Annotated in this window: 10 protein-coding genes; 9 read left to right on the top strand and 1 reads right to left on the bottom strand. The window is 58.7% G+C overall.

The window, feature by feature from the left end; genetic code table 11:
* Nucleotides 1-106 precede the first annotated feature (106 nt).
* Nucleotides 107-838, top strand: coding sequence for a LytR/AlgR family response regulator transcription factor (locus tag ABD903_RS12465; RefSeq protein WP_345224672.1), 732 nt, complete (start codon nt 107-109; stop codon nt 836-838).
* 18 nt (nt 839-856) lie between these two features.
* On the opposite strand, the gene ABD903_RS12460 is transcribed toward ABD903_RS12465, so the two are convergent.
* Nucleotides 857-3,943 carry a lantibiotic dehydratase gene (locus ABD903_RS12460; RefSeq protein WP_345224670.1) on the bottom strand — a complete coding sequence of 1,029 codons (3,087 nt, stop codon included), beginning with the start codon at nt 3,941-3,943 and terminating at the stop codon, nt 857-859.
* A 457-nt stretch (nt 3,944-4,400) separates the two neighbouring features.
* Here ABD903_RS12460 and ABD903_RS12455 point away from each other — a divergent pair, with 457 nt between their 5' ends.
* The 8 genes from ABD903_RS12455 to ABD903_RS12420 all read left to right on the top strand — a co-directional run bounded on the left by ABD903_RS12455 (nt 4,401) and on the right by ABD903_RS12420 (nt 15,377).
* Nucleotides 4,401-6,839: a TonB-dependent receptor gene (locus ABD903_RS12455; protein WP_345224668.1), complete on the top strand. Its 2,439-nt coding sequence runs from the start codon at nt 4,401-4,403 to the stop codon at nt 6,837-6,839.
* A 22-nt stretch (nt 6,840-6,861) separates the two neighbouring features.
* Entirely contained in the window at nt 6,862-7,047 is a 186-nt protein-coding gene (locus ABD903_RS12450; RefSeq protein ID WP_345224666.1) for a hypothetical protein, read from the top strand.
* Between the two features lie 471 nt (nt 7,048-7,518).
* Nucleotides 7,519-7,713: a class I lanthipeptide gene (locus ABD903_RS12445; protein ID WP_345224664.1), complete on the top strand. Its 195-nt coding sequence runs from the start codon at nt 7,519-7,521 to the stop codon at nt 7,711-7,713.
* A gap of 61 nt (nt 7,714-7,774) precedes the next feature.
* The gene (locus tag ABD903_RS12440; RefSeq protein ID WP_345224662.1) at nt 7,775-7,969 is read left to right on the top strand and encodes a class I lanthipeptide; all 195 of its coding nucleotides are present in this window, start codon (nt 7,775-7,777) and stop codon (nt 7,967-7,969) included.
* A 156-nt stretch (nt 7,970-8,125) separates the two neighbouring features.
* Entirely contained in the window at nt 8,126-9,358 is a 1,233-nt protein-coding gene (locus ABD903_RS12435) for a lanthionine synthetase C family protein (protein WP_345224661.1), read from the top strand.
* Nucleotides 9,359-9,416: 58 nt separating this feature from the next.
* The gene (locus ABD903_RS12430; RefSeq protein WP_345224659.1) at nt 9,417-12,578 is read left to right on the top strand and encodes a lantibiotic dehydratase; all 3,162 of its coding nucleotides are present in this window, start codon (nt 9,417-9,419) and stop codon (nt 12,576-12,578) included.
* A 79-nt stretch (nt 12,579-12,657) separates the two neighbouring features.
* A complete protein-coding gene (locus ABD903_RS12425) occupies nt 12,658-14,832 on the top strand; it encodes a peptidase domain-containing ABC transporter (RefSeq protein ID WP_345224657.1) in 2,175 nt (724 codons plus the stop codon).
* Between the two features lie 35 nt (nt 14,833-14,867).
* A complete protein-coding gene (locus ABD903_RS12420) occupies nt 14,868-15,377 on the top strand; it encodes a hypothetical protein (protein WP_345224655.1) in 510 nt (169 codons plus the stop codon).
* Nucleotides 15,378-15,609: the final 232 nt, after the last annotated feature.

Here is a 15,609-nt window from a genome sequence, read left to right as displayed (position 1 = left end):
CGCCTCGCCACAAGTCAGGAAGCCGACTGTTATACTTGCACCCTGAGCATCGAGCTCTGAGCCGCCGACTGGCCGCCTTCTATCCCGACCCACTGACCCCCGAGCTATGATTTCCTGTCTGATCGTGGACGACGAACAAGGTGCCATCGACATCCTGCAAGCCTTCGTCGGCAAAACGCCCTTCCTGAATTTGATAGGCAGCTTTACCAACCCCATCGAAGCTATGGCCCTGGTGCAACGCCAGCCCGTCGATTTGATTTTCCTGGACATCCACATGCCTCAGCTTTCGGGCATGGCTTTTATGCGCCTGATTCAGGGCAAAACCAAGGTGATTATCACCACGGCTTACAGCGAATTTGCGGTGGAGGGCTTCGAACTTGAAGCCATTGATTACCTGCTGAAGCCCATAGCGTTCGAGCGGTTCCTGAAAGCGGCGCAGAAGGCGCTTAACGCTTCGCTGGAGCCCTCGGGGCGTTGGAAGCCAGCCGAGAAAGCAGACGACTATATCTTCGTCAAGACCGAGAGCAAGGGCAAAATGACTAAGGTCAACTTCGACGAGATTGTGTTCGTGGAGGGCATGAAGAATTACGTTTCCATTAACACCCACGAGGACCGCATCGTGACCTTGCTCAACATCAAGGATCTGGAAGACCGCCTGCCAACTAAGAAGTTCATGCGGGTGCACAAGTCCTACATCGTGTCGATGGACAAAATACGCGCCCTAGACGGAAACCAGATTCTTTTCAAGGACATGAAGGCCTATGTGCCGCTGGGCGAAACTTACCGCAATGCTTTCTTTGATGCCTTGCAGGAAAAAGTAATGGGCGGCCGTAAGTAACGGCCACCCATTACTTTTTTAGACCTTCTGCCGCGCCTGGCTAGACTCGTAGTGCCGAAAGAGGAAGTCGTAGAGCACCATTTCGTGCAGGCGGGCGTCGGCCGGGATGATGCGGTTCAGCAACATGTGAATGTAGCTACTCAGCAGAGGCGCTAAGCTCACCTCGTCTGGGTGCTCGTCTAATTGGTGCCGGATAGCGGCGGCAAGCTCGCGCAGGGCCGCGTCTATGGGCCAGGCCTGCTCCGTCAGGGCCAGCCCAATGTCGGCGCGGAAGTGGCGGTATTTCGCGTCGAGTTGGCGTTTGAGGGCTTTGTCAATGCCGAACTCGGCGGCAAAGGCTTCTTTCAATCCACGCAGCAGCCGCAGCTTCTGGGGCAGCTCTTGGCCGAAAGCTTCCAGCAACTCGTCGATGGCCCGCATGCTCCAAAGCCAGAGTTGGGCTTCATCATCGGGCGTGGTGTGCAGGAGCTGCTGCAGGCAGGCCGTGCTTTGGTAGCAAAACAGCCGCTCGCTCAAAAGCATGGTGCTGCGCCCGTAGCGCTCCAGTTCCCGGTTGTAAGTATCGACCTGGTTTTTCCAGATATAGCCGCGGTCGAGGCAAGGCTGTACGTGGACCCGCACCAAGTGCACCACTTCCCCGATACGTTGCACATCGGGTAGGTGCAGGCGGAGGCGCAAGTGGTTGGCCGGATCGGCGTAGCGAATGAAAAACCACTGATCGATGAGGCCCCGGGTGAGCAGTTCGTCCACCAAGGGTGCCACAGCTTCGCGCAGTATGCGGTTGGCCATTTTCTGTCCGCAGTACAGCTTATGGTACAGCCACTCCGAACCCAAGGAAAAGTGGCGCGGTACGGTAGGTATGGCGTGCCCTGGCCGGGCTAGGAGGGGGGCGTCCGCGTAGCAGGGTGATTGGCGCACCATCAAGGCAATCAACTGGGCTGCGTAGGGCTGCCCCTGCGCATCGCGCACCCAACTGCTGGCCGGGTCAAATAAAAACTCTTTGAGCTTGACGGTCGAGCGGCTGCGAATGGTATCAAGCCAGGCGGACACCAGCAATGGGTTGTCGGCGTCGACCAGGAGTTCGTTGTCGCCGTCGGCCAGGGTGAAAAATCGCGGCAGCTGCCAACGCTCCTTAAATGCCCTCCACTGCTCCGGCATCTCGGCAGGGGCGGCCGCGCACAGCGGCTGAAACTCGGCCGCCGGCAAGTGCCAACTGGCGGCCTCCAGCACCACCTTCTCAAAGGTGAGCCGGGGCAGAAACGGCGCCGTCAGCGCCACCGACTCCCACCCAAATTTCAGCTGGGTTTGCAAACCTTGGTGTTGCAGCGTGCAAAGAAATTCATAGACCGGCAGCGCCTCATTGGTATAGTTGTGCGCCGTGCCCAGGCGTGGGATTATCCGCTCACCGGTACGGCGCGAGCGGAGCACCAACTCCCCACGGCGCAAAGCTAGCGTAAGGTCCTGCACCGGCACCTGCGCGCTGGCCGGTAGCACCGACTGCGCCAGGTAGGGAATTTCGAGGGCCCGAAAACTCGGACGCTGCAGGATGTTGCCCAGGCGGCGGCCCGGCAGGTGGCACAGCTCGGCAAAGGCCACACCTGGATTGTGAGCTTGCTCCTGCCGGCTCACTTCGCGCACGATGCTTTCAATCTGCGGCACGGCGTGGGCGAAGCGCCCCAGCAGGTTGACGGCACTGGAGCCGCCGACGCTGTCGAGCAGCACGCGGCCGCCGGCCAGGGGACGAAACATGACGGCCAGTGAGGCTGGCAGCGGAGCCGCGGCCGCGGCGAAGCGTTGTACTTCGGCTGGGCTCAGCGTTACCTCGTAGTGCTTCTGCCGCTCTGCCTCGCGCAGCTTGTGCTGCATAAACTGCTGCAACTCGCCGGACTGTGGGGCCAGGCGAACGGTGCGGACCGGGGCGGTCAACTCTAGATCGTGGATCAGGGGCGAGTAGCTGCTGCCTCTTTCGGAGTAGGCAATGCCGCTTTCCGAGTCGAGCACTTCCAGCAACGGCACCTCCTGCTCTTCATAGCGAGCTTGGAATTCGCGTTTGAAGTTTTCCAACTGGGTCTGAGGCTGGGCCGGGGTAAGGCGGGTGAGTACCTCCACGGCTTGGCGCAGGTTGGCTTGCAAAGTGGTATTAACGCTGCCAGCATTGGACAGCCCAAGTATGGCGTCGGTCTGAAACAGTTTGTCGAGCTCTAGCGGCACGCCCAGCTGCTTCAGCAGCGCCGCAATGCGCGCGTAACAGCCGCCCGCGTCGGCGGGCGGCTGGTCAAGTTGAGCGAGCAGGTCGGCCACCGCCACCAGCGTCTGGTCAATGGCCTGTAGGCGCTGCTCGTCGGGGGCTTCGGCCGCCAAGCGGGCAAGCACGCCGTGCAGGTGCTCGAAAAATTCGGGGCCCGTGACGGTGGGCTCCAACTCGCTCACCAGCACCTGTGCCCCGATGAGCGCATTCAGGAAGTCGGCGGCTTCGGCTTGTTCATCCGCGTCGTCGGTGGGGGCTAAGATGGCCAGCAGTGCGGCGTAGCTGCTGCCACCAGCACTGGCGGCCAGTGCCTGCTCCACGTATGGGTTGGCTTCGATGGAACTGATCTGGTGAATGCGCCCGGTGGGCAGAGACTGATGCTCGATGTAGCGAATTTCCGCGCCGATGCGGTACCAACTGCTGTTTGGCCAGTAGCGCAGCCGGGGGCGGATAAACTCGAGTTCGGTCAGGTGCTGGGCCAGGGCGCAGAGGTAGTGCATGTCGAGCCGGGTGTGGCGCTGGTGCCCGTCGGCGGCCAGCACTACCCGGCTGTCGGCTCCCCAGCATAGCACGTTGCAGCCCGCAAACAGGCCGAAGGGCGTGCAACGGCTGCGCATGCGGGTGAGGTAGCGAGCCACGGCCCCGCGCAGGCGGGCCACGCGGCGGGAGTCGGTCAGTTCACCGCGCCGCCACTTGCCGCATTCCTCATGCAGGGCTGGTGAGGCCAGGTATAGGGCTTCGAGAAAATTTTCATCAGCCAGGCTTGCGGTAATTGTCTCTTCGGTAATGGCAGGATCGAAGGGCCTGAGCGGGGCACGCAAAATCAGCTCGGGAGTGAATTGATAGGAGTTAGACACAAGCAAGGGAAAAGCGGGCCCGGGCCCACGGCAAGCAGAAAGGAAAACGATTGGCTAAGCAAAAGAATCAGGCCCGGACCGACGGGCGGAACTTGTATTGGGTAACAACGCCAACGGCTCGCCAGCGCAACAGCAAGTATATCTAAAAACTACCCTACCAGCACGGTGCTCCTGACTCCCAACGCTCGGGCGCCGGCCCGGCCAGAGTAGGTATTGGGGTAGTCGCAAAGCCGGGTTGGTCCCTAGATAAGCCCCGGTAGTGTAACGTTTTTGCGGCCGCTAAAAGGCGCAAATATGTTTGTGTCATCAAAGCGGTAGAAATAAAAGAAACGCCGATTGATGAGCCAATAAAATCGATTTTGGTTTCGTCCTTTGAAACGACCAATTGGTGTAAAAAATTATTTTTCATCTAGGTCACAGAATATGTTTGTATCAATAATAAAAAATCCCTGACGCCATGTTAAATCATTTCGCTAGAACCCTGCTGGTGGCTGCGGCTTGCACTGGCGCTCATGCCGCTCAAGCCCAAACCGGGGCCGCGGTAACCGGGACTGTCAGCGACAGTGTTTCGATGCAACCACTCGCCTACGCTACGATTGTGCTTAAGAAAAGCGCCGATCCGGCCTTCGTGCTTAGTACCATTACCGACGAAAAAGGTGCTTTTCGGTTCGAGAATGTAGCCGCTGGGAATTACATGCTGACCAGTATGTACTTGGGTTATAAAAATTACTCTGAAACGGAAATACTTGTCGATAATATTTCGGTCAATAACAAGCCGTTACCAGTGGTTATGGTGCCGGATAAAAAGTTGCTAAATGAAGTAAAAATAATCGGCAACAAACCCTTTATTGAAATGTACGCCGACAAGGTGGTGCTAAACGTTGCCGAAAGCCCTATTGCTCAAGGCAGCGACGCTTCCGAAGTGTTGTCCCGAGCCCCGGGGGTGGTGGGACAAGGCGGCCGCTACGTGGTGCGGGGTAAGACGGCTCTGGTGCTCATCGACGGAAAAGTAACCAACCTAAGTGGCAACGATTTAACGGAACTGCTCGCCTCGCTTCCCAGCAACACCCTTGACAAAGTGGAGGTAGTGGCCAACCCCTCGGCCAAGTACGATGCCAACGGGGGAGCCGTCATTAACATCCTGACCAAGAAAAACAGCGCTTTCGGGACAAACGGCTCCGTGAGTGCCGGGGTAGGAGCCGGTCGCTTTGCTCGCTACAACGGCGGCCTTCATCTGAGCCACCGCCGCGATAAGCTGAACATGTTTGGGGGCTTCGATTACCTGCGCACCAAGCAGTACCGCCGCCAGACCAGCAACCGCGTGCTAAACCAGGAAACCCGCATTGACGAGGAAAGCTACGACGTGACCGAGCGCAACAGCCTGACGGCCCGCCTCAACGTGGAATACGACCTGACCAAACGCAGCTCGGTGGGCTTGCAGGTTCGGGGCATAGCCAGCGCCCGGGACCGGGACGGCAATACCAACTCGTTTGTGGCCGGCTTAACCGGACCACCTAGCTCGACCAACCTCCTGCAAACCGACGGTGCGGCACGGGGACTCAATCCGACGGTCAGCCTGTACTACCGCACCTTGCTGGATTCAGCCGGCGGCGAGCTAAAGCTCAACGCCGACTACCTTACCTTCAACAAGCGCTTCGACGAGCAGTACCGCAACGAGGGCTTCGACCTGCTGACCGGGCGAGCATCGGCCAGTACCCTGCGTAACAACACGCCGGCCCGTAACTCGGTGGCTTCCTTCACAGCCGACTACACGCGCTCTTTCGGCAAGACTACCTCGCTGGAAGCGGGCCTGAAGTCCCTGCGCACCGTCACCGACAACGACATTCGCTGGGAAAACCAGGACGAGAGCGGCGCCTGGCTCAACGCCCCAGGGCGCACCAACCACTTCGTGTACCGGGAGTACATTAACGCGGGCTACGCTTCGGTGCGCCAGACGGTGAGCAAGCAAGTAGGCGTACAGCTGGGGCTACGGGCCGAGCACACGTACAGCGAAGGCGAATCGTTGACGCTCAATCAGCTTGATAAACGCGACTACTTCAATCTGTTCCCGAGCGCGTCGCTGGACTACACGCACTCGGAGAAGCAGCAGTGGAATTTCAGCTACCAGCGCAAGATTGACCGGTTCCGCTTCGACATCGTCAATCCCTTCCTGACTTACGTTAGCCCGTACCTGTTCTACCAAGGCAACCCCAACATCAGGCCCTCGTTCTCGCACAATTTCTCCGTTTCGCATAGCTACAACAACGCGGTGGCTACGTCGCTGACTTACGGCCGCCACACAAATGCCCTGGCGGAGGTATTCCGCCGCGACCCGGCTACCAACGTCGTCATAATGTCGGAGGAAAACCTGAGCCGTGCTACTACGGCGGACGCCAACGTGAGCGTGACCAAGCAGTTGCTCGGCGGCCTGTTGACCACGGTGAATAACGTAGGCGCGACCTACGTGCGGTTCTACTCTCCGAGCAGGCCCCTGCTAAGCCAATCGAGTGTAGGGGTAATGGCCAGTAGCAATAACACACTGAATTTTCCGCACGACATCAGGGCAGAAATCACACTCTTCTACCGGACGCCGCTTACCTATGGTTCCTACTCTTTTAGGGCCCAGTACAACGGTAGCATTGCGGTATCAAAACCGGTGTTGAAAGACAAAGCAACCCTCACTCTGAGTGTCTTTGACCCCTTCAACCTGCTGCAGGTCGGCTACGATACGCGGGCCGAAGAGTTGCGAAGCTATGACTTCAATAAGATGGAGAGCCGCTTCGTACGCTTGAATTTATACTACCGTTTCGGCAATCAGAAAGTTAAACCCGTCAGAACGCGCCGAACGAGCATCGAGAGCGAGAAAATGCGCATGGAAAGCGCTGCTAACCAATAACCATTTAGTCCTGGTTACCATCATGTTCAAAAAGTCTAAACTCACTGCTTCCCAGCCCCTGCTGGACGACGCCCGGATCATGCTGCTATCGGACACCGACATGGATAAGATCCTGGGCGGGTTCCAAGAGCCGGAACACAACATTATGCCGAACAATCCCTACCCGTGGGAGCTAGCGGACATGTGGACTGACCCACTACTGGATTAACTACTGCAGAGTTTATGGAATGAGTGTTTTAAGTATAATTAAGAGGACGCTATTACGGCTAGTTTATGGCAAGAACAGTAGCGAATAGTTGTATTTCGAAATCAGATAAAAATAATTAAATACTGATAATAGCCAGAGTTTATAATTATCAGCTACACGGTTTTGTTGACTCAATAATTCGGTTTTTCAGTCATTACTGATCAGGTCGAAATTCCTGCCCCCAAACTGGATTTTACCAAAGTGGCCGTGGTCAGGCTCGCCGAAGAGGATGTATATCAACTCGCTGGCAGTCAATAATCCCTTGTCTTCACCAGAGCAAGTGCAGCGGCTAACCCCACTTGCTGCTGGTGCACCAGCACCCACGCCCACCATCAGAAGAATAATTCATGTAGGTGGACTGCCTGGTTCCAATAATGTTTTCGCTTACCATTTTTTTCTCAACCCTTTTTCAACCCTTTTCCATTCAATTCTATGTCCAAACACAACGAAGTGTCCAACGCCAAGCTCTCCTTCGACAAAGAAGCCGTAGCCAACCTCTCGGAGCAGGAAATGGACCAGCTCGCCGGCGGCGGCTACGACACGGCCAACAGCACGGCCTCGAACATCACCTGCTGCTGGTGCACCTCCACCCGCCCCACGCCGGTGGAAGTCGAGCAGGCCTCCTAAGCCGCACAGTTCATTCTAACCTTTTCCAACCCTTTTTCTCAACCCTTTTTCACTCAATCCCATGTCTAACAACATCGACGTACAAAACGCCAAGCTCTCCTTCGACAAAGAAGCCGTAGCCAACCTCTCGGAGCAGGAAATGGACCAGCTCGCCGGCGGCGGCTACGACACGGCCAACAGCACGGCCTCGAACATCACCTGCTGCTGGTGCACCTCCACCCGCCCCACGCCGGTGGAAGTCGAGCAGGCTTCCTAACTGACGCTAGCTACCCAGGGGTAGTCACTACTCCCGCTTAGTAGTGCAAAGTATACAGGTGCCTTCGCCGGCCCTGTATACTTTCCCCGCGGGGAGGGGCTTTGGAGCCCGTTGTTTTGAAGTGCTACCACCATTTAATGCAATTCCATTTCTGCCATGATTTCGGTTAAGACAGTAGATTCCGCTTTTGATAAGGTTCAGCAAATCGAACAGGCATTATTTGCTAATTATCAAGCCGAAGTGGCAGCCGGTAAGGCCCAGGTGTCGTTGATGAACGGGGTGTCGGGATTGGCCTTGCTTTATTATGAGTTGTACGATTATTCAAAAGATGAAATTTACCGGCAAAGAGCCGTTGAAGTAATCAACCAGGTATTGCAGCAACTGCAGGAGCGTGTAGGCTCGTTTGCGTACTGCAACGGGCTGGCCGGCCCGGCGTACCTGTTCAACTACCTACGCGAAAAAGGCTTTCTGGGCAGCTCCATCGACGAGCTGCTCCTGGACACAGACCACGTGCTCATGGCCGTGATGCAGCGGCTGGTGAAGCGGGCCAACTTGGACATGCTGCACGGCGCCCTGGGCATAGGCCACTACCTGTTGGCGCGGCTCGCGGTGGCTCCTGAGCGGGCCGAGCTGATTGACGCCTGCGAAGCCCTGGTAAGTGGCATTGAGCAGCAGGTGGAGGCCGGTTTGGCCTATAACGAGTTTGTGCCGGGCTACACCGACGAGCAGGCCCGCTACGTGAACTGCGGCATGGCCCACGGCGTGGTGGCCAACCTGATGTTTCTGGTGAAGTACCTGCCGCTGGCGTCCCAGCCCGAGCGCGTCCGCGCCGCGCTGCAGGCTACCCAGCAGCTGTTGCGCCGCTACCGCTCCGCCGACAATACCACGCTTTCGGCCTACCCGTCCATCGTGATGATCAAGGAGCACGGCATCGAAACGTATTACGGCATCCCGCTGGGTTGGTGCTACGGCGACACCACCGTGTCCTTGGGCCTGTACCACGCGGGCCGCGCCCTCGGCGACGACGCCCTGATGGCCGAAGCGCAGGTGCTGGCCGAGCGCGCCACGCGCCGCGCCACGCCCGCCACGGCCCTCACCTACGATGCAGGCTTCTGCCACGGCAGCAGCAGTGTGGCGCACACCTACCGCAAGTGGCTGCTGTACAGCGGAAACGAAAACTTCCGCCATCATTACCAAGCCTGGATATCCCAAACGCTGGCCCTTGGGCACCACGCCGATGGACCCGGCGGCTACCAAAAATTTGCCGGCGAAACCTACGAGGTAAAGCACGGCCTGCTCGACGGGGCCATCGGCGTGGCCTTGGTGCTGCTGGACTACTTACGACCCGAAGCGTCCAGCGACTGGGACCGGTTTTTCCTGCTCAGCTAGCCCCAGCGGCGGCCACAGTTCTTTACTCAGACGCTTCCATAGATAATCAGACGCTGCCATGAAAAACACCTATTTCAATAAAGCCGTGGTGCGAGTGCCGCTGTACTCGCTCGATTATTACCAGCATTTTTTTGCCGATGATCAGGCCGCGCTGGCCACGCTGGTGCGCGACGAAACGTTTCTGAGTGGGCTGTACCTGGCCTCGCCGCAGCTGTATTACGCCGTACGCAGCCTGAAGCCCGGCGAACTGCTCGAAGACAACAAGAAGGCGCGGAAGCTGCGCCTTACCCTGGCCAAGTACGTCAACCGGCTTTCCACGCGCTGTACGCCTTTCGGGCTGTTCGCGGGCTGCGCCGTGGTGGATGTGCAGGCCGGGGACTCGGCCCTGGAGCTGGCCGCGCCCGAGCAGTACCAGCAGCACACCCGCCTGGATAGCCAGTACCTGTTTTCGCTCACCAGCAAGCTCAGCGCCGAAGCGTGGGTGCGGCCCTACCTGCGTTACACCGTCAATACCTCGCTCTACCAGCTCGGCGACGCGTACCGCTACGTGGAGTATACCTACCGCGGCACCAAGCGCAAGTACCAGTTGGTTTCCGTAAGCCGGCACACCTACATCGACCGGCTGCTGGCCTTGCTGCGCGACGCTCCGCAGGGCCTAAACATTCAGGAAATGGCTGCCGGCTTAGCCGATGAGGACGTGACGGCCAACGATACGGCCCAGTTCGTGGAACGGCTAATCGACGCCCAAATTCTGGTGAGCAACCTGGAGTTGGGCACCACCGGCGGGGTGCTGGAAGAGCAGGCCCTGGCTGTACTCTCCAAACTGCAGCACGCTGCTGCGGCCGAACCTTCGCACCATGCCGCTATCGGGAACCTGCTGGCTTACCTGGGCCAGCTGCGCCGCGATGCCCAGGCCGTGGACGCGCAGCCCATTCCGGGTAAGATGCACGGCTACCAGCAACTGAAAGGCTTGGCGACGGAGTTCAAGCACCCCTTCGAGGAAAGCTCTTTGCTGCAAACGGACCTGACCACCACCTTCGCGCAGGGGCAGATTGACGCGGCCGTGGCGGAGCAGGTGCAGAAAGCCGCGGAGGCGCTGTCGCGCTTAGCTGCCAACCGACCCAACACCAAGCTGGACAAGTTCAAGAAAGCCTTCGAGGAGCGCTACGACGCCCGCGTGGTGCCGCTGGTGGAAGCCCTGGACATCGAATCGGGCATTGGCTACGGCAATTTCCTGGACGACTCGCGCTCCGATATTTCGGAGCTCATCGGCGGGCTGCGCCTTGGCTCCACCAAAGCGGCCGACGAAAAAACCACCCTCAGCAGCCTGCACACCGATTTCTGGCTGCCCAAGCTGCTCGACGCCCAGCGCCGGCAAGCCGCGGTGGTAAACCTGACCGACGCCGACCTGGCCCCGTACGCCTTCACCGGAAAGTGCCTGACGACTACCTACTCGGCCATGACCTCGCTCTACCAGGACGCCGCCGGGCAGCCCGTGGTGCACCTGCAGGGCGTAACCGGCCCCACCGCCGCCACCTGGCTGGGCCGCTTCGGCAACCAGGACGCCGGCATGAGCGCCCTGATGCAGGAGGTGGCCGCGGTAGAGGAAGCCGCCCACGCCGACAAGCTAGTAGCCGAAATTACCCACCTGCCGGAGGCGCGGCTGGGCAATGTACTCCAGCGCCCGGCCTTGCGCCGCTACGAAATTCCCTACCTGGCCAGCAGCGCCGTGGACGCCGAACACCAGCTGCCGATCCAGGACCTGATGCTGTGCATCCGCGACAACCGCCTGGTGCTGTTTTCGCAGCGCCATCAGCGTGAGGTGCTGCCCTACCTAACCAATGCCCACTTCTACGGCAACGGCAAGAGCTTGCCGCTCTACCACTTCCTCTGCGACATGCAGGAGCTGAACGGGATGGTGGGCATGGTGCTGGAGCTGGAGCCACTGCGCCGGTTGTTCAAGCACCTGCCGCGCGTCACCTACGGCAACGTCATCCTGAAGCGCGCCTCGTGGGTGTTTACGCAGCAGGAGCTGGCCCCCGTGCTGCGGGCCACCGATGCCCAGCTGCCGGCCGCCTTCGCCGCCTTCGCCCAACAACACGGCCTGCCGGCCACGTTCTCCATTGCGAAGGGAGATAATGAATTGATCATCAAGGCAGACAACCTCCTGCTGCTGCAGGCATTTGTTGACGAAGTAAAGGAAATGCAGCAAGTGATGCTAAACGAGGTGCTTTTCGCGGAGCTGCGTCCCTTGGTGACCAACGGGCAAGCGGCCGCCTTCAACAACGAGACCCTGTTCTTCTTCCACCGGGACGCCGTGAAGGTGCCGCGCTTCCGCCAGCCGTTACCGGCGGTGCCCGTAAAGCGCGAATACCTCCCAGGCAGCGAGTGGCTGTACTTCAACCTATACACCGGCTTTAAGAACGCTGACCACCTGTTGAAACGCGTGGGCTGGCAGCTGGAACAGCTGTACGCCGCGGGTATCATCGACAAGTGGTTCTTTATCCGCTACTACGACCCCAAGTTTCACGTTCGCCTGCGCCTGCACCTAGTGGACGCGCGCCGCTACGACGAAGTCTTCAGCGCCCTCTACCCGCTGCTGGAGCAGCTAAAGGAGCAGCAAATTGTGTGGAAGGTGGCCGTGGATACCTACCAGCGCGAGTTGGAACGCTACGGCTTCGACAAGATCGAGCCGGTGGAGAACATCTTCTTCCACGACAGCCGCCTGTGTGTGCGCCTACTACAGCGCCTCTCGCGTGAAACCAGCGAAGAAACCCGGTGGCTGGCCTGCCTGGCATCCATCGACGGGTACTTCGATCTGTTCGGCCTCGACCTAGCCGCGCGCAAGGCCTTCGCCGAAACCATGCACGAGCGTTTCACCCAGGAATTTAACGCCACCGGAACATCGGCGCGCACCCTGGATAAGAAGTACCGCGACCAGCGGGCCGCCATCGTAGGTTTCTTGGCTGGCACGCACCACTCCGCCCTAGCCGCCGACGTGGCTGGTCTTGTACAGGAGCGCAACGACAGCCTGAGCGCCGACGCAGCCCGGCTGCATACCGTCGATGGGCCGGGCATTCTATCGTACATCGACAGCTTGGTGCACATGCACGTGAACCGGCTGTTTCGTACCCAACAGCGCGTGTACGAGCTCGTGCTTTACGGCTTCCTGCGCAAGTACTACACGTCCTTACTGGCCCAGCAGGTGGTCCCGGCTTAGGCAGGTTCGCCGGCGCCCGAGCCGGGCGCCGGCTCTGCTTTCCGCTTACCCGCGTCCTTGATCATTAAATCCCTGTCTTATGTTCGCTACTTTTCCGCACTATCCGCAGTACGACGAGATGGATTGTGGCCCTACCTGCTTGCGCATCATCAGCAAGTACTACGGGAAGCTGTTTTCGCTTGAATACTTCCGCAAACTCTCCAATACCACCCGCGCCGGCTCCAGCCTGCGCGGCCTGAGCGAGGCGGCCCGGCAAGTGGGCTTCCAGACGCAGGGCATTAAGCTGGAGTTCGAAGCGCTAGCCGAGAAGGCCCCGTTTCCATGCATTGCCTACTGGCGGCAGCGGCACTTCGTTATTGTCTATAAAGTCAAAAAGGACAAGGTGTATGTGTCGGACCCGGCGCACGGCCTGCTCACATACAGCCGCGAGGAGTTCCTCAAGCACTGGGCCGTTAACGGCAACGAGGGCGTGGTGCTTACGCTGGACACCACGCCGGCCTTCGAGGAGGCCGAGTCCGACGTAGACGAAAACAAAGAGAGCCTGCGCTTCATCTCCAAGTATGTGATGAAGTACAAGGCTTTACTGCTGCAGCTCTTTGTTGGGCTGATGGTGGGCAGCCTGCTGCAGCTCATCTTTCCCTTTCTCACGCAGACCCTGGTCGACACCGGTATTCAGCAGTACAACCCGGGATTCATCCACCTAATCCTGCTGGCCCAGCTGCTGCTCTTTCTGGGGCGCACGGCGGCCGAGCTGCTCCGGGGCAACATTCTGATCCACCTCAGTAGCAGGATAAGCATCCACATGGTCTCCGACTTCTTCATTAAGCTGATGAAGCTTCCGCTGGGCTACTTCGACGTGAAGATGACCGGCGATATTCTGCAGCGCATCGGGGACCACCAGCGCGTTGAGCTGTTTCTAACCTCGGGTACGCTCAACGCGGTGTTTTCGGCCATTAGCCTGCTCGTTTTTGGGGTGGTGCTGCTCATCTACAGCCCGCTCATTTTCCTGGTGTTTTTGGTCTTCAGCGCTGCGTACTTCATGTGGGTACTCGTTTTCATGGGGCGCCGGGCTACGCTGGACTTCAAGCGCTTCGCCCACCACGCGCAGCAGCAAGAGAAAAACCTGGAGCTCATCTACGGCATGCAGGAAATCAAGCTCCACAACGCCGAGCAGCGCAAGCGCTGGCAATGGGAAACGCTGCAAGCACAGTTGTTTCAAACCAGCCTAGACAGCTTGCGCCTCACCCAGGTGCAAACGGGTGGCGCCTCGCTTATCAACGAGCTGAAGAACATCCTTATCACTTTCCTGGCGGCCAAGCTGGTACTCACCGGCCAGCTCACGCTTGGGGTGATGCTCTCCATCTCCTACATCGTAGGGCAGCTGAACGGGCCCATCCTGCAAATTGTGGAGTTCATCAAGTCCTGGCAGGACGCCCGGCTGAGCATCGGGCGCATCAACGAGATTCACTGCAAAGACGACGAGGAAGCCGACCCAACCGCCGCGCCAGAGGCAGAAGCCGGCGACCTGAGCATCTGCAACTTGACCTTCCGCTACGACAGTAGTTCGGCGCCCTCGCTGGAAAACCTGAACCTGCTCATTCCCCACCGTAAGGTTACGGCCATCGTGGGGGCCAGTGGCAGCGGCAAAACCACCCTGCTCAAGCTGTTGCTGCGCTTTTACGAGCCCAATGAGGGCGAAATTCTGGTGGCGGACCGCTCCCTTTCCTCGCTGGGCCATAGCAGCTGGCGCGACAAATGCGGGGCCGTGATGCAGGAAGGCTACATTTTCAACGACACAATCATCAGTAACATCGCCGTCGGAGAAGAGGAAGCCGACTTGCAGCGGGTGATGTATGCGGTGGAAGTAGCCAACATCCGTGAGCACATCGAAGCCCTGCCGCTTAGCTACAATACCCGCATCGGGCAGAACGGGATGGGCCTGAGCACCGGCCAGAAACAGCGCATCCTCATTGCCCGGGCGGTGTATAAAGACCCCGAGTTCCTGTTCTTCGACGAGGCCACCAGCGCCCTGGACGCGAAAAACGAACGCATCATCAGCGAAAACCTGAGCGCCTATTTCCAGCACCGCACGGTCGTCATCATCGCTCACCGCCTGAGCACGGTGAAAAACGCGGACCAGATCGTGGTGCTGGAAAAAGGGCAGATCGTGGAAATCGGCGACCATGCCCAACTGATTCAGCGCCGGGGCTCCTATTTCAACTTGGTAAAAAACCAGTTGGAACTGGGCGAATAAGTAACCCACCTTCTCTTCTAAACCTTGGATTCGCCATGGCTAATTCTGCATCTACCGCCCCTGTTATTTCGCCCCGAGTCCATACGCTCAGCGCCGAAGTAAAGCTCATCCTCGACACCCCGCCAGTCTGGATTATTCGCTGGGGCAACGTGCTGCTGCTGGGTGTACTGCTGACAGGACTGCTGCTCAGCGGTCTAGTGTCGTACCCTAGCACCATCAGCGGCAAGGTGGTGGTGACCGGCGGCTCAGCGGCCAAAGTTCGGGTCGTAGTGGCAGCAGCCGAAGCCAAGCGTATCCATGCAGGGCAGCGGGTCGTCATCGACCTCCATGCTTTTCAAAGCGAAAAGTTCGGGGCTTTAACGGGCCAAGTAGCTTCCGCTACCCCCGTTGTTCGGGGTTCGGGCCAGGTTGTGCTGGAGGTTGTGCTTGATCAAGGGTACCGTACCACCTACGGCCTGCATTTGCCCGTTTACAAGGAAAATACCGGCTCCGCTCGCATCACGGTAACCGATCAGCGGCTGTACGAGCGTGTGCTGAGTTTTTGACCTAGCCTGATGAATTGCTGGAGCTAATGAGTCAGCTTGCAAACGGCCTTCAGGTGTTTCAGCGTGACGTCACTGAATGGCAGCAAGCCCGGCAATTCAATAGGATTTACATGACGGCGCCGATGCGCTGAAGGCGGGCGGTGCAGGCAACGCGCGTCGACGATGCTCTTCGATCTAGTTAATGCTTACCAAAAAGGGGAAAGCGTACAAACCTTTTCCGAACCGGGCAAAG

Source organism: Hymenobacter koreensis, assembly GCF_039541855.1.
Lineage (GTDB): Bacteria > Bacteroidota > Bacteroidia > Cytophagales > Hymenobacteraceae > Solirubrum > Solirubrum koreensis.
Note: the sequence above shows the minus strand (reverse complement) of the source record. Positions and strands in the feature narration are given on the sequence as shown.

Excerpts from the sequence above, each read along its gene's own strand:
- ABD903_RS12465 (WP_345224672.1), top strand. The coding sequence starts at position 107 with ATGATTTCCTGTCTGATCGTGGACGACGAACAAGGTGCCATCGACATC.
- ABD903_RS12455 (WP_345224668.1), top strand. The coding sequence starts at position 4,401 with ATGTTAAATCATTTCGCTAGAACCCTGCTGGTGGCTGCGGCTTGCACT.
- ABD903_RS12450 (WP_345224666.1), top strand. The coding sequence starts at position 6,862 with ATGTTCAAAAAGTCTAAACTCACTGCTTCCCAGCCCCTGCTGGACGAC.
- ABD903_RS12445 (WP_345224664.1), top strand. The coding sequence starts at position 7,519 with ATGTCCAAACACAACGAAGTGTCCAACGCCAAGCTCTCCTTCGACAAA.
- ABD903_RS12440 (WP_345224662.1), top strand. The coding sequence starts at position 7,775 with ATGTCTAACAACATCGACGTACAAAACGCCAAGCTCTCCTTCGACAAA.
- ABD903_RS12435 (WP_345224661.1), top strand. The coding sequence starts at position 8,126 with ATGATTTCGGTTAAGACAGTAGATTCCGCTTTTGATAAGGTTCAGCAA.
- ABD903_RS12430 (WP_345224659.1), top strand. The coding sequence starts at position 9,417 with ATGAAAAACACCTATTTCAATAAAGCCGTGGTGCGAGTGCCGCTGTAC.
- ABD903_RS12425 (WP_345224657.1), top strand. The coding sequence starts at position 12,658 with ATGTTCGCTACTTTTCCGCACTATCCGCAGTACGACGAGATGGATTGT.
- ABD903_RS12420 (WP_345224655.1), top strand. The coding sequence starts at position 14,868 with ATGGCTAATTCTGCATCTACCGCCCCTGTTATTTCGCCCCGAGTCCAT.